At 50.5% G+C, this 22994-nt stretch carries 19 protein-coding genes and 1 tRNA gene; 15 read left to right on the top strand and 5 right to left on the bottom strand.

Annotated features, from left to right (window positions below):
* The first annotated feature begins 15 nt into the window (after positions 1 to 15).
* The 6 genes from PXY01_RS16910 (at position 16) to infC (ending at position 5242) form a co-directional block, all read left to right on the top strand.
* Positions 16 to 92, top strand: a tRNA-Pro gene (locus PXY01_RS16910).
* 648 nt (positions 93 to 740) lie between these two features.
* Positions 741 to 2207 (top strand): circularly permuted type 2 ATP-grasp protein, encoded by a 1467-nt coding sequence (locus PXY01_RS16905; RefSeq protein ID WP_127571417.1) that lies wholly within the window; start codon positions 741 to 743, stop codon positions 2205 to 2207.
* Between the two features lie 21 nt (positions 2208 to 2228).
* Positions 2229 to 3206, top strand: a complete 978-nt coding sequence (locus tag PXY01_RS16900) for an alpha-E domain-containing protein (protein ID WP_127571415.1) — start codon at positions 2229 to 2231, stop codon at positions 3204 to 3206.
* 182 nt (positions 3207 to 3388) lie between these two features.
* Positions 3389 to 3511, top strand: coding sequence for a hypothetical protein (locus tag PXY01_RS23085; protein WP_262385116.1), 123 nt, complete (start codon positions 3389 to 3391; stop codon positions 3509 to 3511).
* Positions 3512 to 3762: 251 nt separating this feature from the next.
* Complete coding sequence (locus PXY01_RS16895) at positions 3763 to 4722, top strand: AraC family transcriptional regulator (RefSeq protein ID WP_127571413.1); 960 nt, start codon at positions 3763 to 3765, stop codon at positions 4720 to 4722.
* Positions 4723 to 4744: 22 nt separating this feature from the next.
* A complete protein-coding gene (infC, locus tag PXY01_RS16890; RefSeq protein ID WP_127571411.1) occupies positions 4745 to 5242 on the top strand; it encodes a translation initiation factor IF-3 in 498 nt (165 codons plus the stop codon).
* An 18-nt stretch (positions 5243 to 5260) separates the two neighbouring features.
* On the opposite strand, the gene PXY01_RS16885 is transcribed toward infC, so the two are convergent.
* On the bottom strand, positions 5261 to 5527 hold the full coding sequence (locus PXY01_RS16885; RefSeq protein WP_127571409.1) for a hypothetical protein: 267 nt from the start codon (positions 5525 to 5527) through the stop codon (positions 5261 to 5263).
* A 175-nt stretch (positions 5528 to 5702) separates the two neighbouring features.
* On the opposite strand from PXY01_RS16885, the gene PXY01_RS16880 reads away from it, so the two are divergent.
* Positions 5703 to 6497 (top strand): peptidylprolyl isomerase, encoded by a 795-nt coding sequence (locus PXY01_RS16880; RefSeq protein ID WP_174721843.1) that lies wholly within the window; start codon positions 5703 to 5705, stop codon positions 6495 to 6497.
* Between the two features lie 38 nt (positions 6498 to 6535).
* On the opposite strand, the gene PXY01_RS16875 is transcribed toward PXY01_RS16880, so the two are convergent.
* Positions 6536 to 7162 (bottom strand): TetR/AcrR family transcriptional regulator, encoded by a 627-nt coding sequence (locus PXY01_RS16875; RefSeq protein WP_127571405.1) that lies wholly within the window; start codon positions 7160 to 7162, stop codon positions 6536 to 6538.
* Positions 7163 to 7361: 199 nt separating this feature from the next.
* Here PXY01_RS16875 and PXY01_RS16870 point away from each other — a divergent pair, with 199 nt between their 5' ends.
* The 3 genes from PXY01_RS16870 to PXY01_RS16860 all read left to right on the top strand — a co-directional run bounded on the left by PXY01_RS16870 (position 7362) and on the right by PXY01_RS16860 (position 12828).
* The gene (locus PXY01_RS16870; RefSeq protein WP_127571403.1) at positions 7362 to 8825 is read left to right on the top strand and encodes a DHA2 family efflux MFS transporter permease subunit; all 1464 of its coding nucleotides are present in this window, start codon (positions 7362 to 7364) and stop codon (positions 8823 to 8825) included.
* A gap of 295 nt (positions 8826 to 9120) precedes the next feature.
* A complete protein-coding gene (locus PXY01_RS16865) occupies positions 9121 to 10542 on the top strand; it encodes a family 43 glycosylhydrolase (RefSeq protein WP_127571401.1) in 1422 nt (473 codons plus the stop codon).
* 6 nt (positions 10543 to 10548) lie between these two features.
* Complete coding sequence (locus tag PXY01_RS16860) at positions 10549 to 12828, top strand: glycoside hydrolase family 95 protein (protein WP_127571399.1); 2280 nt, start codon at positions 10549 to 10551, stop codon at positions 12826 to 12828.
* A 110-nt stretch (positions 12829 to 12938) separates the two neighbouring features.
* On the opposite strand, the gene PXY01_RS16855 is transcribed toward PXY01_RS16860, so the two are convergent.
* Together PXY01_RS16855 and PXY01_RS16850 are read right to left on the bottom strand one after the other, a co-directional pair.
* A complete protein-coding gene (locus PXY01_RS16855) occupies positions 12939 to 14012 on the bottom strand; it encodes a phosphodiester glycosidase family protein (RefSeq protein WP_127571397.1) in 1074 nt (357 codons plus the stop codon).
* A complete protein-coding gene (locus PXY01_RS16850; RefSeq protein WP_127571395.1) occupies positions 14009 to 14437 on the bottom strand; it encodes a hypothetical protein in 429 nt (142 codons plus the stop codon). Before PXY01_RS16850 ends, PXY01_RS16855 begins: the two co-directional genes overlap by 4 nt.
* Positions 14438 to 14664: 227 nt before the next feature.
* Between PXY01_RS16850 and msrA the strand changes: the two genes are divergently transcribed.
* From msrA to PXY01_RS16835, 3 genes are all read left to right on the top strand, one after another.
* Entirely contained in the window at positions 14665 to 15627 is a 963-nt protein-coding gene (gene msrA, locus PXY01_RS16845; protein ID WP_127571393.1) for a peptide-methionine (S)-S-oxide reductase MsrA, read from the top strand.
* A gap of 298 nt (positions 15628 to 15925) precedes the next feature.
* A complete protein-coding gene (locus PXY01_RS16840) occupies positions 15926 to 17179 on the top strand; it encodes an ABC transporter substrate-binding protein (protein WP_127571391.1) in 1254 nt (417 codons plus the stop codon).
* 1 nt (position 17180) lies between these two features.
* Positions 17181 to 18494, top strand: coding sequence for an ABC transporter substrate-binding protein (locus tag PXY01_RS16835; RefSeq protein ID WP_164744470.1), 1314 nt, complete (start codon positions 17181 to 17183; stop codon positions 18492 to 18494).
* Between the two features lie 85 nt (positions 18495 to 18579).
* On the opposite strand, the gene PXY01_RS16830 is transcribed toward PXY01_RS16835, so the two are convergent.
* Positions 18580 to 19914 (bottom strand): hemolysin family protein, encoded by a 1335-nt coding sequence (locus tag PXY01_RS16830; RefSeq protein ID WP_127571387.1) that lies wholly within the window; start codon positions 19912 to 19914, stop codon positions 18580 to 18582.
* Positions 19915 to 20166: 252 nt separating this feature from the next.
* Between PXY01_RS16830 and PXY01_RS16825 the strand changes: the two genes are divergently transcribed.
* Together PXY01_RS16825 and PXY01_RS16820 are read left to right on the top strand one after the other, a co-directional pair.
* Positions 20167 to 21081: a DMT family transporter gene (locus PXY01_RS16825; RefSeq protein WP_127571385.1), complete on the top strand. Its 915-nt coding sequence runs from the start codon at positions 20167 to 20169 to the stop codon at positions 21079 to 21081.
* Between the two features lie 183 nt (positions 21082 to 21264).
* Positions 21265 to 22659 carry a PDZ domain-containing protein gene (locus PXY01_RS16820; protein ID WP_127571383.1) on the top strand — a complete coding sequence of 465 codons (1395 nt, stop codon included), beginning with the start codon at positions 21265 to 21267 and terminating at the stop codon, positions 22657 to 22659.
* The last annotated feature ends 335 nt before the right edge of the window (positions 22660 to 22994 follow it).

Genomic DNA, 22994 nt, shown 5'->3' with positions numbered 1-22994 from the left:
TTTTCATAACGGTAACGGGATGTAGCTCAGCTTGGTAGAGCACCTGGTTTGGGACCAGGGGGTCGCATGTTCAAATCGTGTCATCCCGACCAGTTAGAACATTCCGGATTATATCCGATTTATACATAACGAAGAGCTTTCAGTTAACTGGGGGCTCTTCGTTTTTTTTGCTGCCTGAGACGTACGAGTGAACGGTGTTACGTTTCGCGATGATACAATAAAGCTCGATGATGCCGGATTCTATCTTAGACAGGTCGAGAATATGATGAAAGTAAGAAGAACACCGCTGACCGGGTTCCCCAAGCATCCTATTAAAGCCTCTTAGCTCCTCATGCTGCAGCAGATTTACTTTGATCTGACACTGTAGCACCTCAGTAAGCAATTTGATTGCAAAGTATGACCGTTTGCTCACATCGCTATGAATGGTATGCTCGGAGCTACAATTCCTTTATTAATTTCATCGATCGATTATCGTCTTAACCCTGATTTCCGACAAATATGAGTCCCACTCATAGAACCATTCTCCTATAGCTAGCCTACTATTGTCATGTAATCTAACATAAAGAAGGGGGCTATCATTATTTAATAACTAGATTTTGTAACAAAAATGTAACAATTGGGGTGGCTTATTTCGACATACTCCAATAGCATGCCTATCCTATACTAAGTACATATTTCTCGTGTAACAAAATGTTACGCTTGAGGACGCATAGAAACGAATAATTAGGAGGGAATCCGTCATGGCTATGCTGATGATGAAGCGAAAGCACTTATTCGCGAATTATTACAGCTCCGTATTCTATGACGAAATGTTCGATCAGCATGGCAAAGTACGGCCGTCGTATGGGACCATCATGAAGATTTTGACTCGGTTAGGTATCGATGAGTTGTGTGAACGTCATGTGAAGATGCAGTCCTACATGGTGACACAAGGAATTACGTTTACTTTGTATAGTGATAATGCCGAGGAGGCGTCTCTTGAACGGACGATCCCGTTCGACCTGATTCCAAGAATGATTACATCAGATGAATGGACGATGCTGGAGCGAGGCTTGCAGCAGCGGGTCGAGGCATTGAATCGGTTCATTCACGATATTTATCATGACCAGAGCATTCTGAAAGAGGGTATTGTACCGCGAGAAATAGTGATGAACAACCCGTATTATCTCCCCGTTATGGCCGGTCTAGACATTCCGAATGACACGTACATCCCATTGTCAGGAATCGATATTATTCGAAGCGAGACAGGAGCCTTCTATGTACTGGAGGACAATTTAAGAACGCCTTCCGGCCTGTCTTATGTATATAAGAATCGTGAGTTGATGATGAATCTGTTCCCGGAAATGTACTATGAGCATCGAGTACGTAATATCGGTGAAGGGCTCAATGCACTGCTGCACAGCTTGCACCGTTTGGCGCCGGGCGGTAAACCGGACCCACTCATCGTACTGTTGACACCGGGAATATATAATTCAGCTTACTATGATCATACGTTCTTGGCGCAAGAGTTAGGAATTGAACTGGTGGAAGGCAGAGATTTGACGGTCATCGACCAGAAGGTTTATTTGAGAACGCTGCAGGGGTTACGTCAAGTGGATGTTATCTATCGAAGAATTGACGACGAATTTATTGATCCGCTAATCTTCCGGGCTGACTCACTGCTGGGAGTTCCCGGACTTATCGAGGCTTATTGTGCTGGCAATGTCGCGCTTGCTAATGCGCCGGGTACGGGAGTCGCCGACGACAAGGCGGTATATGCTTTTGTGCCAGATATGATTCGATACTACTTGCAGGAAGAGCCGATTCTGAACAATGTGCCAACCTATATTTTAAGCCGGCCGCATGAGCGTGAATATGTTCTTAGCAAGCTGCATGAGATGGTTGTCAAAGAGCGGTCATTATCTGGAGGATACGGTATGCTGATCGGTCCTTCGGCTTCGGAGGAAGAGATCGAGAAGTTTGCGGACCAAATTCGGCGAGAGCCGCATCGATTCATCGCACAGCCGACGATGAAGCTGTCGTGCAGTCCTTCGCTTAGCGATTCGGAAGTGTGTGCTCGTCACATCGATTTGCGTGCGTTCGTATTCAAGGGGAAGGACATTCACGTTGTGCCTGGTGGGTTAACGAGAGTTGCGCTGCAAGAAGGCTCCTTGGTCGTCAATTCCTCACAGGGCGGCGGAACGAAAGATACATGGGTTCTACTATAGGAAGAGGTTGAGGTGAGGAGAATGATGAATCGGTATGCCGAGCTGTTGTTCTGGGCAGGCCGCTATATAGAGAGGGCAGGCAATTATGCAAGATTAATCGACGTGAAATATCATATGAGATATGAGCTGTATGGACATCAGAATCGTGAGTATATATGGGCAAGACTGGTCGAGACAACAGGGGATATCCGGCGGTTCGAGGAGTTGTACTCGAATATAAATGCCGGGACGAATGAACTGACTGTACTTCATTTTCTGACCTTCGAGCGATCCAACAATAATTCGATCTTTGCATGTGTGCTGCAAGCGCGCAACAATATCCGTACGCTGAGACAGCTGGTCGCTGCTGAGCTATGGGAAATGGTTAATTCCTTCTATGTGTGGCTCAAAGATCAGAACGTCAGTCAGATGATGCTGCAGTCTCCTTGTATGTTCTACCAGAAGGTGCGGGAATGGACGACGCTGATCAGCGGAGCAATCGATACGATAATGATTCGGGGGCAGGAGTGGAATTTCATTCAAGCCGGTAAGCATATCGAACGTGCGGACAATACACTACGAATCATTCAAGCTGTACATCAGCAGATGAGTCGGGCGTCTGCGGATGAATCCAATGATTACAACTATGCAGTCGTGCTGTTGAAATCAGTTGGCGCATATGAATCGTTTAGAAAGCTGCATCCAGCGGATGTGACTTTTAATCGAGCGTTACAGTTTATGTTAACACATCGTTATTTTCCTCATTCGGTGCAATACGCTCTAAGTCTGCTTGATAATCATGTTGCAGCGCTGCAGCTGCACGAAAGAGGCAAGGCTGCAATGGCCGCAGCATCGCAGCAGCTGGCGAAGGCAGTGCATTCGGCAGCTGAACATTGTGTATCAGGAGAGACGACCGTTACGGAGACGGAGCTGAACCGTCTGCTGCTCCTCTCAGGCCAGCTTGGCTATGCGGCCTCCTCTGCTTTGTTGGCGAATCCTATTCACGTTGGAGTATCTTAAATGTCTAAGAAACCCGCTGCTGTCTTATGAGGCGCTGCGGTTTTCTGTTGTCATAAGGATATTCTGTTATTCTTACTTCTTTGTGACAGAATTTGACCTGCCGTTGATTAACGGACAAGCATGCGGTATGATCGTAGCGAGCAGGCTGCATTCGCAGGAGTGATGAGAGAGGAGGCAGTTATATGGGTGTGCCGGCTGGCGTATGGATTGCCGCAGTGATTATTACGATCGCCATTGCATGGATTACGCTGTGGGTAACGAAGAAAGCGTACTCGCGCAAATGGGACGAGCCCGATAAAGAATAGATATGCGTTGCCGCCGCTGCCTATAGCAGCGGTTTTTTAATCCTCCCGCTTAGACAAGAGTAGATCAAATTACTCCAGATTTTTACCTAACTTCTCCATTGTGAATACGCTTCCCATACGTGATAATGATGCTAGTAAACATACGATATATAAGTATGTATTAAATATTAAGCTGTAAAATAATATAAGCGCCTGCTGTCTATCTGGGTATTCGGGATGTCGCATACGTGCTATCGGGAGGGGAAGATCAGATGGGAAACTGGGCGGATGCTTGCGAATGCAACATAGGTCAGCATGTCTATCAGCAACAACAATCGGAAGAGCCTCTGCTTCCGACAATTCATACTGCAGGTGACTTAGTCGCAAAGCCCGGAACAGGGTTAAAGCCAAGGCGTATTCGGGATTATGAATTAATTTATTTTCCAGAAGGTACCAACGGTGTCTATATCGTCGAAGGAAGAGTTCACTCGCTTGCGGAGCCGTGCTTTATTATTACGCGGCCTGGCGAGTGGCATGAATATCGGTATGATGCAGTACAGCCATCTCGGCATCTATTCGTTCATTTTGGATTTGAGAAATATGAGGATGCGGAGGAGCGGATGCTGCCGATTCTGCGGGACAGTGGGCCTGCGCGTATCGTCCAGACAGATGACCTGCACGTCGGAATGATGACTCAGCTGCTTAATATCGGATACAATTATCCGAATCGTATGCAGCATCGCGGAAGCACGCTGCTGCTCGCGTTGCTTGAGGAGCTTAACGGCTGCATCGTCGATCATCGTCCGACGGAGAAAGCGCAGACGATCCCTCCTCAGATCATCAAGGCGATGGATTACATTGAGGAGCATCTTGAGGAGCCGCTAACGGTAGAAGGGCTTGCAGAGAGAGCAGGCTGGACCCATGAGCATTTCACCCGGTTGTTCGCCCGCTATACGGGGCGCACGCCGCGAGAGATGATTATTCAGCGGCGAATCGAGCGGGCATGTCAGCTGCTGCTTTATCATGAGACGACGGTGAAGGAAGTAGCGTATGCAGTTGGATTTAGTGACGAAAATTATTTCTGCCGCGTGTTCAAATCCGTTAAGGGTGTGACAGCAACACAATATCGCAAAAAATATTACAATCCGAGAAACCGCGGTCTGTATTCGGCCAGCAAAGGGGAAACTCCGATTCCGCCGAACCGTATACTGTTCTTCGCGGGGGTTTCGTAAGCGGTAATGAAAGGAAACTGTAATGAGCTTGTTAATGAATGAGAAGATTAAGTCCAAGGAAGTGGATTTGACCGGGCTTGACGGCGAACCGCTTGGTATCGTATCCCGGGATGCTGCGCTCTCGATGGCGAAGAAGCTGAAGGCGGATCTTGTCTGTACATCGCCGATGAGCTTCCCTCCGCCGTGCAAGCTAGTTGCCCGCGGAGAAGCGAAGAAGGAGCAATCACAGCAGAAGCGTGAGGAACGTCAGCGCGATCTGTCGGCGAAAGAGAAGGAGCTTCGGCTGTCCGCTTCGATAGAGGAGCACGATTACGATACGAAACGCCGACAAGCAGAGAAGCTGCTGGCGTCGGGCAATGCGGTGCTGCTCGTCGTTCGTCTTCAAGGCAAGCATGAGCAGGCACCGGCCAAGCAGCTTCTAGAGCGGCTGTCGACAGATCTGGCGCAGGCTGGAACGAAGGCGACAGGCATTCAAGTAAGCGGCAAGCAGGCGGCGGTACGGATCAATCCTGCAAGATAACATACCCCAAGGAAAGCGTCAGGCGAATGCGCCTGACGCTTTATTCATGCTCAGCCTCGTATACGTTTCACGTTCGGCAGCTGCCGCGCGGCGAGTTAGCTGTTTGTACACGATTGGCAATAGAATGCTTCCTGCAATAGCGATAGCGTCGACGAATACGAACTTTCGAAGTGCCAGCTTCAAGGAGTAGTAGAAGGCGGTGCTTCCGATTAAATCTACGGCTACAAATTGGCGAATGGCTGACATCGGCACGACGACGATTAGAATTTCACGTTGGTTGCGCAAACGGTGTACTCCCTCCTGGATCGAGTGGTTGACCATAACATGTATGACGATTGACGATTGTCCTATGATCGAACGCGGGAGATAGGATGGGGAGGGATTTACTGTCACTGCGTCGAATGAGTCAGAATCGTGCCGGATGGCATGTACAATCTATATAGAAAAGAGGGAGTTTACGTTGAAGCATCGGCTGCAAGGGCTTGTAATTGGACTGCTGGTCGGACTGCTCCTAAGTGCAGCAGGGGCGTATGCGGCAAGCAGAACGATTGAAGTGGAGTTCAAGAAGATTACCTTTTTATTCGATGGCGTGGAGAAAAAGCCGTCAGGTGAGGGAGCCTTCCTGTACAAAGGGACGACGTATGTGCCGCTCCGATTCGTGTCGGAGTCGATCGGCAAATCGGTAACTTACGATGCGAATAAGGCGACGATTCGTGTAGGCAAAGGGTATCCGAAAGCCCCGGACATGACCATTGATGCGTCGAAGGCGTATAAGGCGAAAGTGTCGACTACGGTCGGCTCGTTCACGATTGAGCTGTTCGCGAAGGATGCGCCGAAGACGGTTAACAATTTCGTGACGCTTGCGCAGGACGGGTATTATAACGATCTTATTTTCCACCGGATTATCGACAACTTCGTAATCCAGACGGGCGATCCGCTTGGGACGGGACAAGGCGGACCAGGCTATATGTTCGAGGATGAATTGGATAACGGTTATAAGTATGAGGACGGCATCGTAGCCATGGCGAACGCGGGCCCGAATACGAACGGCAGCCAGTTTTTTATTTGTACAGGGACAGATTGCGAGAACTTAAACCAATATCCGAACTACTCCATATTCGGCAAGGTTACCGAAGGATTGGAAGTTGTGCATGCGATCAGCAAGGCGAAGGTCAAAGCGAACGAATTAACGGGTGAGAAGAGCATGCCGGTCAATCCGGTGAAGATCAAATCGGTTGTAATTGAAGTGTCGTAGGAAGGGATGCCCTAATACCCCGGATAGCCTAGAAGAGACTATCTCGGGGTATTTGTTGTAAACAAAGGGCATATAAGTGTTTGAAGCAGCTGTTCGACGATCTCATCCGTCGACATGCCATATTCTTCGTTCAAATGCTGCAGCGTGAACGGTGAAAGGGTCGAAATACAAATATGGGCAGTAATAGGTGGATCGAACGGAACGGTTAGTCCGCTGTCGAGGGATTCCTTCAACAATTCCGTCAATGTACTGTGCAAGAATAAATATGGCGGTGATGTAAAAAAGGAGCGTTTGTCGTTCTCAATGCAGCGATTATGTACGAGAGACACATGTATCGCCTTGAGGAGAGCGGATTCGTCGTTCGCGAATACGATGAGGCGGCGAAAGACAGCTTTTAATCGTTCTAGGGATGACTGATCGTGGAGCGATGCGACCAGCTGCTCAATCTCGGACTTGAAGCGGTTGAAGTGATCGTTAATCAATTCGAGGCACAGGTCACCCTTCTGTGCATATCGACGGTACAGCGTTGCTTGTCCGACGCCGGCAGCTTTCGCGATCTGGTGCATACTGACGGAATCGACGCCGAACCTCGTGAATAGATCACGCGCCGTACTCAATATAAGCTCCGTCAGTTGCTTGGCATCCTTGCGTTTGGGCGTCACCATCGGTCCAATTCCTCCCTAAATTGGTTGACAGACGGACAATTGTCCGCTATTATTCAAGAAGTGTAACCGGACAATTGTCCGCATGCAGCATATATGAAAGGGAATGTGCTGTATGTCAGGTCAATGGTATCATTGTACCCCGATCTGCATGGGCAGGTCAATTTCAGAGATAGAGAACGCAAAGGAGTGGAGTAGAGCAATGACGAAACAGGCAGTAAATCAAGAGCAGTCGATCAGCTCAATCATGGCGCCGCTGCTCGCCATCATTGTCGGGATGTTCATGGTTATTCTCGACGGTACGGCAATGAACGTTGCAATTCCAGGGCTCGTTCAGGACTTCGATTCGACGATGACCATGGTGCAGTGGACGATTATCGGCTATTCGCTGGCACAAGCGGCGGTCATTCCGCTGGCAGGCTGGCTGTCGGACCGTTTCGGTGCGAAGAATATTTTTCTTCTGTCTGTCATTTTGTTCACGGTTGGTTCAGCGCTTTGTGCAATTGCTGGCTCGGTTGAGCAGCTTATCTTGTATCGCGTTATTCAAGGCTTAGGCGGAGGTATGGTTGCACCGATTGCGATGGCGTTCACGTATCGACTAGCGCCTCCGGGCAAAGTCGGTGCCGTCATGGGAATGATCGGCATTCCGATGCTGCTGGCGCCGGCGCTTGGTCCAGTTATCGGCGGCTGGCTCATTGAGGACTATACATGGCATTGGATTTTTTTAATTAATATTCCGGTCGGCGTTATCGCCGTATTGACTGGTATTAAGACGCTTCCGGCAATCGGACGTCAGCAGGTGCCAACGCTTGATGTGCTCGGTATTATTTTTGGACCGCTCGCATTCTCGGCTCTCGCATACGGCATTAGCGAAGGCGGCACGGACTGGGGTTCAAATAAGACGATCTATGGTATTGTGATCGGTGCTGTATCTCTTATCATCTTTATTATCGCTGAGCTTCGCCGCAAGCAGCCGCTTCTGGAGCTTCGCGTATTCAAATCCGGCAATTTCACGAAGGGCATTATCGTTCAATGGGTTTCTCAGGTTGCACTGTTCGGTACGATGTTCTTAATTCCGCTGTTCTTGCAGCAAGCTAATGGCTACGGTGCGCTGAAGACAGGCGTGTTGATGCTTCCGATGGCGATTGCATCGACGATCTTCATGCCGCTGGGCGGCAAGCTGTTCGACAAAATTGGTGCTCGTCCGCTCGTCATAGTAGGTCTTCTCATCGTTACGGTTGCAGGCTACCTGCTAACAGGCATTTCAACGGATTCGAGCACGGTTGAATTGATGATTCCGCTCGCGATGCTCGGCGCAGGCATGGGTCTGTCGATGATGCCGCTGAACACGCATATTATCCAATCGACGCCTGCTAACCTTGTCGGCCGCGTTACGTCGCTGACGACCGCGATGCAGCAAGTTGTAACGTCGTTCGCAATCGCCGTACTGACGACGATTCTGAACAACAAAGTCGAGCATTACCTGCCTCAGCTTGGCCCAGAGCAAATGGGCAAAGTGATGTCGAACTCCTTCGGCGACACGTTCGCGGTGCTCGTATGGGTCGGTGCAGCCGGCGTCCTGTTCGGATTCCTGCTAAGCCGTCCTAAGCGTCAGCCTGAAGGCAACAGCGAAGGCGCTGAGACTATGATGATGATGGGTCATTAATTATTGGTTATACATGAAGAGGGGCTGCCTAATAGGTCCCCAAATAATAGATTGGGTGGAATACAACATGCTTTGTTTCCACCCAATCTTTTTTATATTTTGGTTAGAATGCGGTACCGCGGGTAATATCAAATTTAGACAATAAACCTCAATTTTATGCTATTTTATTTTCTCCTATTACATATAAAATTAGGATGTATTCGGAATCCAGACACCGTGGTGGCAGCAGTTATGCAATCGTTTTCACTGTTCGAATAAAGATAGAGTGCATATGAACCAAAGGAGCGAATAACCGATGACCAAGCAAGGCTTAAATCCTTATCTTCCTTCATGGGAGTACATTCCTGACGGAGAGCCGCATGTATATAACGGACGAGTATATGTATATGGCTCGCATGATCGTTTCAACGGGCATGTCTTCTGCTTGAACGATTATGTTTGCTGGTCGGCACCAGTAGATAATCTCGCAGACTGGCGCTATGAGGGCGTCATTTATGAGAAAACGGACGATCCGCTTAATACTGCCGGAAACATGTGTCTCTACGCGCCGGACGTCACGGTAGGTCCAGACGGCCGGTATTATCTGTACTATGTTCTCGATAAGGTATCGGTCGTATCGGTAGCCGTATGCGATACCCCTGCCGGGAAATATGAATTTTATGGGTATGTGCGCTATCAAGACGGCGTTCGACTTGGTGAGCGAGAAGGCGACCAGCCGCAATTCGATCCGGGTGTTCTAACGGAGGGAGATTATACGTATCTGTATACCGGTTTTTGCGCGCCTGGAGATAAATCGAGAAAAGGCGCTATGGCAACCGTTATCGGTCCGGATATGCTGACGATTGTAGAAGAACCGGTATTTATTGCGCCAAGCGAACCGTACAGCAAAGGAAGCGGCTTTGAAGGTCATGAGTTTTTCGAGGCGCCTTCGATTCGGAAGAAAGGCGATACGTACTATTTTGTCTACTCCTCCGTTGTTATGCATGAGCTGTGCTACGCAACCAGTAAGCATCCGACGAAAAATTTTGTCTACCAAGGGGTTATCGTCAGCAATAACGATCTGCATGTCGATACCTACAAGCCTGCGGACAAGCCGATGTATTATGGCGGCAACAATCATGGTGGCATGGCCGAGATTAATGGACAATGGTACATCTTCTATCATAGACACACGAATGGGACAAGCTACAGCCGTCAGGGCTGCATAGAGCCGATTACGATTCTAGAAGATGGAACGATTCCGCAAGTTGAGATGACCTCATGCGGGGCTAACGGAGGACCGCTTGTTGGACGCGGAGAATATGCTGCGTATCTGGCCTGCAATCTGTTCTGCGAGCATGAAGAAATGTATACCGGCACGCACAGCGCTTGGATGGATGGCCGATTCCCGAAAATTACTCAGGACGGTAAGGACGGGGACGAGGAGATCGGTTATATTGCGAATATGAGAGATACCGCGACAGCCGGATTCAAATATTTTCAATGCGAAGGGGTTCACAGAGTTTCCATTAAGGTGCGAGGCTATTGCCGCGGCGTCTTCGAGGTTAAGACTGCGTGGGATGGGCCGGCTCTCGGTACGATAGCGGTTGATTTCACGAACGTATGGACGGATTACACTGCCGACATTACAATTCCGGATGGGGTACAGGCCTTGTACTTCACGTATAAAGGTATAGGTAATGCTAGTTTAGCTTCTTTTACACTGGAAGGAAGGTAACACCATATGAAGGCGGCCGCAGGACGCAGCAGGCTTTGGTATCGGCAGCCGGCGAACGATTGGAACGAGGCGCTGCCAATTGGCAACGGGCGTCTGGGAGCGATGGTGTTCGGAGATGTCGATAACGAACAGCTCCAATTAAATGAAGATTCGTTATGGTACGGGGGACCGAGAGACCGTAACAATCGGGATGCTCTTGCGAATCTTCCGAAGATTCGCGAGCTGATTCTATCCGGCAAGCTTCAAGAAGCGCAGGAGCTGGCGCTCATGGCGCTGACGGGAGTTCCGGAGTCGCAGCGGCATTACGAGCCATTAGGAGATCTTCAGCTCCATTTCGCTTCATCCGGCAGTCCGCCCTCGGAATACAGCCGTGAGCTGGATTTGGACCGGGCATTGATGAGAATTTCTTACCTTCAGGATGGAGCTCGTTTCACCCGCGAAATGTTCGCAAGCTATCCGGATCAGGTAATCGTCGTTCGGCTGACCGCGGATCAGCCGGGACGGTTAACCTTCCGTGCAAGATGGAACCGCCAGCAGTGGAGATACGTGGATGGGATTGAGCCATGGGGTAACGACAGTCTTGTGATGTCTGGACAAGGCGGCGGCGAAGGAGGCGTTGCCTTCCGTGCTGTCGTGAAAGCGATAGCGGAAGGGGGCAGCTGCCGTACCATTGGGGAGCATCTGCTGATTGATCACGCGGATGAAGTCACACTGCTTATAGCGGCAGGCACGACGTTTCGTTCGCCTAAGCCTGACCAAGTGTGCAAGGACGTTATGAAGGCTGCGGCGGAGAAGCCGTACGCAGAGCTGCTGCAGCGGCATGTCTCGGATTACTGCTCGCTCTTTACCCGCGTGGAGCTGGAGATTAAGGACATGAACGGTCACAAGGACGAACAGGCGACCGATGAGCGATTGGCTGGTATTGCACAAGGTCAGAATGATCCGGGGCTGGTGTCTTTATATTTTCAATACGGACGATATTTGCTTATCTCCTCCAGCAGGCCCGGGTCGCTGCCAGCCAATTTGCAAGGCATTTGGAACCCTCATTTTCTGCCGCCGTGGGACAGCAAGTTTACGATAAATATTAATACGCAGATGAATTATTGGCTGGCCGAAAATTGCAGCTTGGCGGAGTGCCATACACCGCTGTTCGATCTGATCGAGCGAATGCGGGAGCCAGGAAGAAGGACGGCTGCGGTGATGTATGGCTGTCGTGGGTTTACCGCGCATCATAATACGGATATATGGGCCGATACGGCTCCTCAGGACGGATGGCCTCCATCGACCTTCTGGCCACTCGGGGCGGCATGGCTTTGTCTTCATCTGTGGGAGCATTATGAGTTCGGCCGGGATGAAACGTTTCTAGCCCAAGCATATCTGTCGATGAAGGAAGCGGCGTTATTTTTACTCGATTACTTAATTGAAGGGGAGGACGGGCGGCTGATCACCTGTCCTTCGATATCGCCGGAGAACACTTACATACTCCCTAACGGTGAATCCGGTGTATTATGCGCGGGAGCCTCGATGGATTTCCAAATCATTCGTGCTTTATTCGATGCTTGCATAGCAAGTGCAGGCATTCTTGGCATCGATGAGTCATTTAGCGGGGAACTGGCGGATGCCTTGAGCAGACTTCCGCAGCCGGCGATCGGCAGGCACGGCCAGATTCAGGAGTGGATGGACGATTATGAGGAAGCGGAGCCTGGGCATCGGCATATCTCCCATCTGTTCGGCTTGTATCCTGGGGAACAGTTCACGCCGGAGAATAGACCGGAGCTGGCGGCTGCCGCAAGGGTTACCCTTGAGAGACGGCTCGCGCATGGCGGAGGGCATACCGGCTGGAGCAGAGCTTGGATTATAAATTTCTGGGCGCGGCTGCAGGATGCGGATCAGGCTCGCGAGAACGTACTTGCGCTGCTCAGCCATTCTACGCTGCCGAATCTGCTGGATAACCACCCACCATTTCAGATCGATGGTAATTTCGGAGGGACGGCCGGCATTGCCGAGATGCTGCTGCAAAGCCATTCAGGCGTGCTCCATCTGCTGCCTGCATGGCCGTCCGCATGGGGCAAAGGCCGCGTCCGCGGCTTACGAGCACGCGGAGGCTATACCGTTGACATGGATTGGGAGCACGGGCAGCTGAAGCATGCCGCCATTACCTCAATACGTTCCGGCGTTTGCCGCATTCGAGGCCTCGGAGAGAACATCGTCGAATGTTACATGGAATCGGGACAAACGTATACGTTCTCGTTCCCTTTTTCTAACCTTGGGAACTTAGAAGCATAGGATGTTAACCTAAAAAAAACCGTTCCTTTCGTAAATGGAGAGGCGTACTCCCATTTCGCTAGGAACGGTTTTTGATGTGACTTATAAACGATACGTAAGGATGATGGCGGTTATTTGAAAAATAAAAAGTGCGTCGGCAGCGGCCTTAGCTTTCCATCGGATGGATGGTTGACGATCCGTCCGTTGAAGATAAGCGAGGATGAGCCTCCGCCGTCCAGGTTGTAGGCATCGACGGCGCCGTACCGCTTCAATAAAATTTGTAATTCCTCCAGCGTTGCGCCTGAGCTTCCGTTCTCGTTATAGCCATCGACGATGAGGAACAGCAACTGGTCATCCTTGTAGTTGGCCATGACAGTGCGCGGCGCTCGACGAGGACTGACCTGCCATTTGCTCGGGATCGGCATCACCTGTCCGTTCTTCAGCAGAATTGGTACGAAGGATGCACCGAATCTCGGCTTCAGCGCGTCAAGCTGTTCTCTGCTTGTGAATTTGCCGCCGATCAGCTTATTATCCTCGCTCATGCCGACAAAGAACAGGTCTTTGGTGGTAGGCTCGAAGCCGTTCACATATTTACCGTTCATGACGGTCGTGCTGAGCGGATAACGTTTGCCGTGACCGTCGGCGAATCCTCCGGCATTAACGCCTGCCACCGCTTTATAACGCTTTACGGCAGACAACGTCGTCTCGGAGCCGCCGAACTTGTCGTTGCCGAGCACCATCTTCATAGCATCCTTGCTGCCAAGCTTTACTTTCAGCGCGTATCCGTTGAAGTTCTTGGCATGAATGGTGAACAGCTGCGCCCGAAGCTTGTCCGACTGAATCGTATTGGTAGGCGAACCAAGCTTGCTCGTAATACGCCGGTCATAGATACTGAGCGGCCGCCGAGCTTGATTGGAAGCGGTCGATACAATAGTCTGAATGTCCGCATTCGTCTTCTCATAGAGACTGATCTGCTTCTTGATCGAGGCTTGAGTGTCCTTCGCTAATTTCGCTGCCACGTCCAGTTGTTGCAAGGCTCGACTTACGCCTGAATCTGCTGCTGGCTCTTCGAGTGGAGCCGCCTCCTGAAGGTCTGGCGACAAGACGATCGTAAATTGCATGATGAACAGCCAGATTAGTATGCCGACGAACGGAGCGGCGGCAAGCAGCATGGAGCGATTGAGAAATTTGACGGGCATGTTCATTTCAGTACGTCCAGATTTTTCTTAAGCTGCTCTAACTGCTTCTTCACTTCGTTCAATTGGGTGAACAGCTTGTTGCTGTTGTCCGTCTTCGCGTTGGCGTTATCCTTCGTGAAGGTGAGAAGCTCGTTAAGCGCGTCGACCTTGCTTTGCATAGATGCCATCTCGTCTTTATAGCTCGCCTCGACCTGCTTCAGCCGCTCATCGTACTTCTTCTGCATGAGCGTAATCTGTGCTTTGGTCTGCTCGTTAATTTCGCTTGTCAGCTCGTTCCTCATGTGATCGGTATACAGCTTCGCACCGGTAATCCCTGAGAGGATTAGCAATACCCATATGAGTAGAAAAAGGACGAATGCGAGCCTGCTGCGTTTGCGCGGCGCGCGCTCAGACCTTGGTGCGGGCACGGATGCCCGTAGTTCGGTTTGCATAATATTCGTTCACCTCTTTGCTTTCGTTAGTAAAGCCGTCTGCTGCAGATGAACGGACGTGCGCTTTCTAAAAATATTGACGATTGAACATGCCGGTTTGGTTGCGAGCCTCAATATATTGTAACAAAAATAATCCGGGGATGCTCGTTCATCTCATTTGTTCCGGCGGCGGAGTTGGAGTATAATCGAAGCAAATTGCGAGAGAAACTGTGGAAGGAGCTGAAAATATGAGTGAACCGCGTACCGAATTGGCAACCTTCGCGGGCGGATGCTTCTGGTGTATGGTGAAGCCGTTCGAGGAGATGCCAGGTATTATTCGTGTCGTTTCTGGATATACGGGTGGAACAACGGTGAATCCAACGTATGAGGAAGTGTGCCGGGGAGGTACAGGACATACAGAAGCGGTCCAAATTACATTCGATCCGCAGCAGTTCCCTTATGAGAAGCTGCTTGATATTTACTGGCGCCAGATCGATCCGACGGATGCCGGCGGACAGTTCCATGACCGGGGAGACTCTTATCGCCCGGCAATCTTCTACCACAGCGAGCAGCAGCGCGAGCTCGCAGAAGCGTCGAAGCGGGAGCTTGCTGAGAGCGGGCGCTTCGATCGGCCGATTGTCGTATCGATCGAGCCGGCGGCGCCATTTTATGAGGCAGAGGACTATCATCAGGACTACCATAAGAAGCAGCCGCTCCGGTACCGGATGTACCGCAAGGGCTCGGGCCGGGATGCATTTATCGCGGAGCATTGGAAGTACCGTGAGGATGAGGGCAGCCTGCGCAGCCGGCTGACGCCTATACAGTATGAAGTGACGCAGAACAGTGCCACGGAGCCGCCGTTTCGCAACGAGTTCTGGGACCATAAGGAACAGGGCATCTATGTCGACATTGTCTCCGGCGAGCCGCTGTTCAGTTCACTGGACAAGTACGATTCCGGCTGCGGCTGGCCGAGCTTCACGAAGCCGATTAACGGCTCAGGCGTAACGGAGCATCTCGATACGTCACACGGCATGATCCGCACCGAGGTACGCAGCCAGTATGCAGACTCACATCTCGGCCACGTATTCGAGGATGGTCCGCCGCAAGCGGGAGGACTGCGCTACTGCATCAATTCCGCCGCGCTGCGGTTCATACCGGTCGACCGGCTGGAAGAGGAAGGATACGGCGAGTATAAGAAGCTGTTCGAGTAAACGAGAAGATGCATTTAATTAGGCCGATGGGTAGAATAATTGTGTTGATTAGGGCGATTCCGTTAGGGATCGCTCTTTTTGTGTGCATACGTTGTGGATGTGATGTGGGGAATGGAGATGAGATCAGGAATTCTATTAGGGTCATCTTGTCGTTCGTTCATAAAGGGTTCTCAAGCTGCAATAAAATTTGCGTTCTAAGAGAAACTTTTTTCTATTTCATCCATCTAAACAATAGTGTACAACCAATTTTATGTAGGGGAGCAAATTTAATGGAAAGTCTGGTGTGGAAGTGAAAGGCTTGCGGTTAGCGATAGGTACGATGGCGTTAAGCACGGTGCTCATGTCTTGCAGTACGCATCGTAATGAACCGGATTTGTACCGTTTCGAGGGCGTAATTCAGCTTGGTTATTCCTCGGAGGAGGACTTCGAGCAGCGATATTCGGATTTGCTGGAGCAGGAATTTCCAGGTGTTCGCCTTCATATTGTGCCGATTGGCCGTCGGGGGATGGAGAGCGCCGATGAAGCTGCGGAGATACTGAAGCAAAATCCGGACCTGGACGTGCTGTATGCTCCATGGTACAACCTGTCTGAATTTATTGAAAGCGGCGCATTAATTGCGCTTGATACGTTAATAAAGAAGGATGGCTATGATCTGTCGTCGTTCATACCAAGCTCGATTGAACTGGCGAGGCAGTATGGAAGCGGCACATTATATGGGCTTCCGACGACCTATAACAGCAGCGCGATTCTAATTAATGAGGATCTATTCGAGCAGTATAACGTCGAGCTGCTTGCTGAACAGCCGAGTTGGCAAGACGTGCTTGGAGCTGCGATGAGATTTGCTCATTCCGGCGGCAGTGGACAGGCTGTGAAGGGCATTGAGTTTCCGTTCTCCTCCTCTGCATTATTAAGAGAGATTGGCTGGAGTCAAGGCTTGACGATGTATGATGATAAGAAAGAGATTGTCTCCTTCAATACGGAGCGATGGAAGCAAATTTGGCAGCTTGTTATACCCGCCATTCAGAGCGGAAGCATTCATTTTGAGCCTGAATCGCCTTCCTTAAGCAGCTTCATCAACGGGGAACGTGCAATGTATTATGGTACCATTCGAAATCTGAGCCAGCTGTCAAGAAGTGAGCCGAAATTCCGGTGGTCGGTCGTGACGCAACCGGTCGATCCTTCGGCACAGAGCCGGACAAGCCGGTTCAACATTGATGGGCTGTACGCGGTGGCCAGTACGACAGACCAGCCCGAGCTTGCATGGCAGCTCGTTCAATTTCTATGCTCGGAGACAGCAGCAAGATGGGTAGACCAGAACTCTGTTCTTGGCGCTTCTACGCTAATAAGCCAGAACAAGCTATCGTATGCAGACGCGTTTTATAAGCTAGTTCCGACTATGCCGCAGATTGATGCGCTGACGCTGCCGATGATTCAGTTCATTGATCAGATGGCACAGGACGTTGCAGCGAACAAGATATCGCTGGATGCCGCGCTGGATGAGCTTCAAGCTCAAGCAATAGCAGAGCTGGCAGCGAATGGGGAGGAACAGTAGGATGATCCCAACGCGTTGGCTGATCTTTACCGTTTCGGCTGCTCTCGCAATCATGACTTTATTATCGGCGGCGGGCTGCAACTCTTCCAAGCCGGAGAAACCAATCGTATTAAGAGTGAATTATCCGTTCGAGAATCGATTGTATCAGCAATACGGTTACGCATTCGAGAAGCAGCATCCGAACATTCGGATCGAAGCGGTCGATCTGAAGCTGGATAAGGCTTTATATCCGGATATTGTATTCATGACTTCGCTGGACGATTACAAGCAGCAAATTGAGCAAGAGAAGCTTGTCAGCCTGGAGCCGATTATTGCCCGGGACCGGGAAGGGGGGGAATTGCTCAAGCGGTTGTCACCGATTGTAACCGATATGCTTCGCAGCTCCGACAATCAGCTGTATGCGCTATCCGCATACTATTCTAGCGGAGGATTATTTTATAATATCGATTTGTTTCAGAAGTATGGCGTCCCGTTTCCAACGAATCGGATGAGCTGGAGTGAGGTGCTTCAGCTTGCGGCAAGATTTCCGGATCGTGGCGAGCAGGGCAAGCCGTTGTTCGGATTTGCAACCAACTACTATGAGGACATCGTGTTTTCTTTGTTTCTTGAAGCGGGAGAGACGGAAGGGCTGAGCTTCATTCATCCGAAGACGCTGGACATATCGATCGATACAGAGAAGTGGGGAAGGTTGTACGAGAGCGTTATTCGTTCTGCAAGTGACGGGGGAATCTATAATCGGGCGGATGCAGGTGGAGCAGATCCGTTGTATACGGGTGAAGCGGCGATGCAGCTGAAATCAGAGAATGCGCCCGTCTATATGGAGCAAGCGGCTAAGTTCTATAAGCTCGATCCGATCCATTGGGGCGTTGTCACGGCGCCGGTCAATCCAGAAAGGCCTGAATACTCGAACTATTACAGCTTATATGGCATATTCGGCATCTCGGCCGACACTCGATACAAGGATGAGGCATGGGAATTTATTAAATTTGCTGTAGGCAATACAGATAATATCCGAAGAAACATGGCAAGAGGCGACGGAATGATTCCGGCGATACAGGAGGTAGAGCTTGCTGTAGATGGTCATGACATGTCAGCTCTTACGATGCAGCTGCCCGAAAAGGCGGCGATTGATCCCTATGACGAAGTGCCTTATGAGATTATCAACGCGTTCAAAGCAGTTGGGGAGGAAGTGACGGAGCGGGCGATTCGCGGTGAGCTGTCGGCAAGCGAAGCATTGCGTGAGATTGAGCGGAAGGGACAGCTTGCGGTGGATGAGGCTAAGATTGCTTTAGCTGTAACGAATGCAGTAAATTAGCCGCGATGCAGATCACTATTTCAGAAAACGAAAAAAGGTTGTGAAGAAAACAGGCTCACTGTTTTCTTCACAACCTTAACTTCATTTAGACGACCTCTTCAAGCTGATCATCCATCAATTCTTCCTCGCGGCCGTGGACGATCAGTTCCACCTTGCGAATGCGGTGCTTGCCGACTTCGCGGATAATGAACTGCAAATTGCCGTGTACAAATTCGTTGTTTGCTCTAGGCTCTTCCATTTCATTGTACAGCCAGCCGCCGACCGTATCGACTTCATCGTGTCCAAGGTCTTCGCCGATCAATTGGCCGAGCTCGTCAAGCGACACTTTGCCGTCCAGCAGGTAGCAGTTGTCCGCAAGCTTCTCAATATCTTTGCGCTCGTCAGCATCGAATTCGTCACGGATCTCGCCGACGATAATTTCAAGAATGTCCTCAATCGTAATCATGCCCGACGTACCGCCGTATTCGTCCATTAGAATCGCGATATGCATCCGTTCCTGCTGCATGCGGCGAAGAAGCGTCTTCACTGGCATTACTTCCGGAACGGTCATGACCGGGCGGATCAGCTTCTCGAAGTTAAGCGGTTCCCCGTCCTGATGCTGCAGGAACAGCTGCTTCGTATTGATCATGCCGATAATTTGGTCCTTGCTGTCGAGTGCTACAGGGAAGCGGGTATATTGTTCACGGCGGATGACCGCCATATTCTCTTCATTCGGTTTATTCGAATACAAGCAGACCATATCGGTACGCGGCACCATAATCTCCTTCGCGAGCATTTCGTCGAAGGCGAAAATTCGGCTAACGTAGCCGTATTCGGTGTTGTTAATTTTACCGCTTTGGAAGCTGTCGTTCAAAATAATTTGAATTTCTTCCTCGCTGTGCGCTTCTTCATGCTCTTTGACAGGCTTCAGTCCGAACAGGCGAACGAGCGAGTTCGCAGAGCCGTTCAGCAGCCAGATGAAAGGATACATCACCTTATGGAACCAAATGATAGGCTTGGCAACGGTAAGGCTAATAAATTCCGCTTTCTGAATCGCCCAAGTCTTCGGAGCCAGCTCACCGACGACGACATGAAGAAAGGTAACCGTTATGAATGCGATAAAAAAGGATGCGAGGTGCGAAGCTTCACTGTTCAGGTGCCAAGTATCGAATAGCGGCAGCAACAGCTTCTCTACGGTCGGTTCGCCGAGCCAGCCAAGTCCGAGAGCCGTAATCGTAATCCCGAGTTGACAAGCGGACAGATAACCATCCAAGTTGCTGATGACGCGCTGAACGGCGCGCGCATTGCTATTTCCTTCCTGTACCAACTGATCAACGCGGCTGGCCCGAATGCGAATAATCGCGAATTCCGTTGCCACGAAGAAAGCGGTTAGCACAATTAATATAGCTACCCAAAACAGATTTAAGCCTGTACTGCCCATTGTCTTCCATCACAATCCCTTATTATATAATATAAATACTTCTTTGGAACTACTATAACGGACTTTGGCGTTTCGGACAACGCGTTTTTGAGGGGTTGTAGGCTGATAAGCGGTGAATTGGTCAAAAAAAGTGAAACATTGAGCATTAAATTAGCGAATTTCTCTGCTTTACAACGGTTCTATGTGGAGCTTATTATTAAGTAAGTGTACGCGTGTACATTATTACGAATGAGAGCAGGCTGAAATAAGAAGATGGCTAACAAGGGATGGGCTTATACAGGACTGGCAGGCGTAGCTGCTATATGGGGAATTAATTTCGGCGTTTCGCGCTTGGCAATGGATACGTTCGATCCGGTGGTGTTCGCTTTTTTGCGATTCGGACTAGCCGTACCGTTGTTTTTCCTTGTGTTGTATTTGAAAGAAGGAAGCGTAGGCGTCTTGTGGCGCGATGCCGCGAAGCTGGCGCTGATTGGGCTGTTCGGCGTCACGCTGCTGGAAATACTAGTTATGTATTCGATCAAATATACGACGCTGGCGAATGCTTCGCTGCTTAACGTCGCTCCATGGCCGATATTCGCGGCGTTGTTCGCACCGCTATTCACGAAGGAATCGTTTACGAGACGAATTGCAACTGGTGGTATGATTGCGATCGCTGGCGTATCGCTTGTTATTCTTGGCGGCGGAGAGGGTCTTAATCTGTCTTCCGATAATATGAAAGGGAATCTGATGGCGTTCTCCATCAGCTTGCTCGGCGCTCTGTTCAATTTATCGTGTATGCCGCTGATGAAACGATATTCCGCGCTGCGGGTGACGGCATGGTTCAGCATGTTCGGCTCCCTGTTCATGTTTCCGATTACGATCGGTTCGTGGGGCACAGTCGATTGGAAGGGGCTTACCGCTACGGATTATGGCGTTCTTGCATTCGGCGTATTGCTTTGCACTTTTATTTCTTTTCTTACATGGAATGCGGCAATGTACCGCGTTGGTGCGGCACGGTCTAATTTCTTCCGCTATGTCGTTCCTGCTGCTGCTGTCATCACCGGTTATATTATGTTCGACGAGCAAATTACGCTCTGGCAGATCGGCGGCGGCATCGTTATGGCCGCGGGGCTTATTTGGATTTCGGCCGAGCGCAAATCGGCGGCTGTAGAAGGCTCGGCGAAATAAGGCATACCGAACGTCTTTCGGCGCATAGGGCTGGAAGGCGTTTTTGTTATGGCAGTGGTATAATGGGCGTATTCGGATCATCCTAATTGTATATATTCATCTATATTATTAATGAAGCATCAGCCGCCGTATCCGTGAACGAAGCATGCGGAGTGCTGACGCGGTGCTTGCGGGAGGAATGTTATGCGTTCTGCTGGCCGATGGTATTGGACGGGCATTGCGCTCGCTTTTATATATATAGTGTGCGCCGAATTGATCTGGCTGCCGGACCCGCTGCGTCTGCCTGGCGGTCTGACGTGGCTGGAGACAATCGATGTGCTTCTCTATGCGCCTGCGTTCATATCGCTTCTATGGATTGGCGGTGCTGTCGCGGCGTGGAGAGACGATGATGGGTTCGGTCGACGGTTTCTAAGTAAGCTACCGCAGGTACTCGTCATAGCTTCTGGCGCTGCCGCTTCCATTGCTATCGTTGCAGCACCCCGCACCCTCACGATCGGCATCGGATTGCTGGCCGTCAACTGGCTGTTCGTACTGGTCGATTTGTTCGTAATCGAACTGTCGGATTACAGCCGCAGGCGGAGGTGGCCGATGCGGACCACAACAGGACTGGCTGCGCAGCTTGCGCTGCTTGCCGGGTTGGCGCTGCCGATCCCGTATAACGTCACTTATCCTGGGCTGACGATGAATATGAACCATTATGCGCGTGTCGAAGGCGGAGACGTTAATGGGAAGCTGATGGGCGTTCTTGTCTTCGACCGAAGGGCAGTACCGTTAGATTGGCTTATGTCGCGCATATTGAACATTTATGAGCTAAGTCCTGTTCCGCAAGATGAGCCGCCATTGCGTGAGGCATATGCGGAGGTCGTCGCAATGAAGGCGGAGGCAGAGACGACTGCGGCGGCCGTCGCAATGGGCCAGCTTGGCTTAAGCCGAGGCGCCGAGGCGAGTGGAGTGAACGTCAATGCGGTAGCGGAGCAAGCTGCAGCGCAAGGCTTATTGAAGGCGGGTGATCGCATTATTGCAATTAACGGACGTTCGACGCTAGATATTCAATCGCTTTCCGAAGCGATGAATCGGGTGAAGCCGGGCAGCGAGGTAACAGTCCGACTAGTCCGCGGCGGCGAGTCTATGTCGCTTACGGTTCCGACCGGCTCGGCTGTGGACGATAACGGTCAAGAGCGGGCTGTATTCGGTATATCTGTTGAGACCTCGTATCATTATGATATTCCCCGGCAGGTTCATTATGATCGGCCATTCGCTCATATTGGAGGACCATCACACGGTGCTATGCTGGCGCTCACGATTATAGATCAGTTGACGCCGGGCGGTGTAACTAACGGATGGCGTGTCGCAGGAACAGGCACGATCGAGCCTGATGGCAGCGTAGGGGCGGTCGGAGGCGTCAGACAGAAAGCCTATGCTGTTGCAAGAACGAATGCGGAACTGTTCTTTGTGCCGGCAAGCGAAGTGGACGAAGCGAGAGCAGGACTGCGTTATGGTGACAAGCTGGCTATTGTTCCGGTTGAGACGTTGGATGATATGCTGCAATGGTTGAAGAATCATGCACATTCAGAATGAAGCTACTTTACGCATGCAGTCAAGGTGTTGTTGAATAGGATCGAATGTTGGAGGCGCCAAGTTTGGTGCCTCTATTTTGCGTGACTTATTGTATTTGCGGTATTTGCGGTGCTGCGTGAGGAGCAATTTCGATCCCGAAAGGGCTCAAAGCCTTATAACGGCGGTCATTGCTGGCTGCGGCTAACGATAGCGAGGGTGGTATGTTATTAGGTACGCAGTATTGGGGTGATGCGAAGCGCAACAGAATTGTGGTAATTGCGGCACATTTAGTCGGTGAGAACTAACCTGAAATCTATTATCATTTCCATTAGACAACACAGTTCGCGTTTCAATAG

Source organism: Paenibacillus xylaniclasticus, assembly GCF_004001065.1.
Lineage (GTDB): Bacteria > Bacillota > Bacilli > Paenibacillales > Paenibacillaceae > Paenibacillus_T > Paenibacillus_T xylaniclasticus.
Note: the sequence above shows the minus strand (reverse complement) of the source record. Positions and strands in the feature narration are given on the sequence as shown.

Bases quoted from the DNA above. Each gene is read 5' to 3' on its own strand.
- PXY01_RS16905 (WP_127571417.1), top strand. From the start codon at position 741: ATGGCTATGCTGATGATGAAGCGAAAGCACTTATTCGCGAATTATTAC.
- PXY01_RS16900 (WP_127571415.1), top strand. From the start codon at position 2,229: ATGATGAATCGGTATGCCGAGCTGTTGTTCTGGGCAGGCCGCTATATA.
- PXY01_RS23085 (WP_262385116.1), top strand. From the start codon at position 3,389: ATGGGTGTGCCGGCTGGCGTATGGATTGCCGCAGTGATTATTACGATC.
- PXY01_RS16895 (WP_127571413.1), top strand. From the start codon at position 3,763: ATGGGAAACTGGGCGGATGCTTGCGAATGCAACATAGGTCAGCATGTC.
- infC (WP_127571411.1), top strand. From the start codon at position 4,745: ATGAGCTTGTTAATGAATGAGAAGATTAAGTCCAAGGAAGTGGATTTG.
- PXY01_RS16875 (WP_127571405.1), bottom strand. From the start codon at position 7,162: ATGGTGACGCCCAAACGCAAGGATGCCAAGCAACTGACGGAGCTTATA.
- PXY01_RS16870 (WP_127571403.1), top strand. From the start codon at position 7,362: ATGACGAAACAGGCAGTAAATCAAGAGCAGTCGATCAGCTCAATCATG.
- PXY01_RS16865 (WP_127571401.1), top strand. From the start codon at position 9,121: ATGACCAAGCAAGGCTTAAATCCTTATCTTCCTTCATGGGAGTACATT.
- PXY01_RS16860 (WP_127571399.1), top strand. From the start codon at position 10,549: ATGAAGGCGGCCGCAGGACGCAGCAGGCTTTGGTATCGGCAGCCGGCG.
- PXY01_RS16855 (WP_127571397.1), bottom strand. From the start codon at position 14,012: ATGAACATGCCCGTCAAATTTCTCAATCGCTCCATGCTGCTTGCCGCC.
- PXY01_RS16850 (WP_127571395.1), bottom strand. From the start codon at position 14,437: ATGCAAACCGAACTACGGGCATCCGTGCCCGCACCAAGGTCTGAGCGC.
- msrA (WP_127571393.1), top strand. From the start codon at position 14,665: ATGAGTGAACCGCGTACCGAATTGGCAACCTTCGCGGGCGGATGCTTC.
- PXY01_RS16835 (WP_164744470.1), top strand. From the start codon at position 17,181: ATGATCCCAACGCGTTGGCTGATCTTTACCGTTTCGGCTGCTCTCGCA.
- PXY01_RS16830 (WP_127571387.1), bottom strand. From the start codon at position 19,914: ATGGGCAGTACAGGCTTAAATCTGTTTTGGGTAGCTATATTAATTGTG.
- PXY01_RS16825 (WP_127571385.1), top strand. From the start codon at position 20,167: ATGGCTAACAAGGGATGGGCTTATACAGGACTGGCAGGCGTAGCTGCT.
- PXY01_RS16820 (WP_127571383.1), top strand. From the start codon at position 21,265: ATGCGTTCTGCTGGCCGATGGTATTGGACGGGCATTGCGCTCGCTTTT.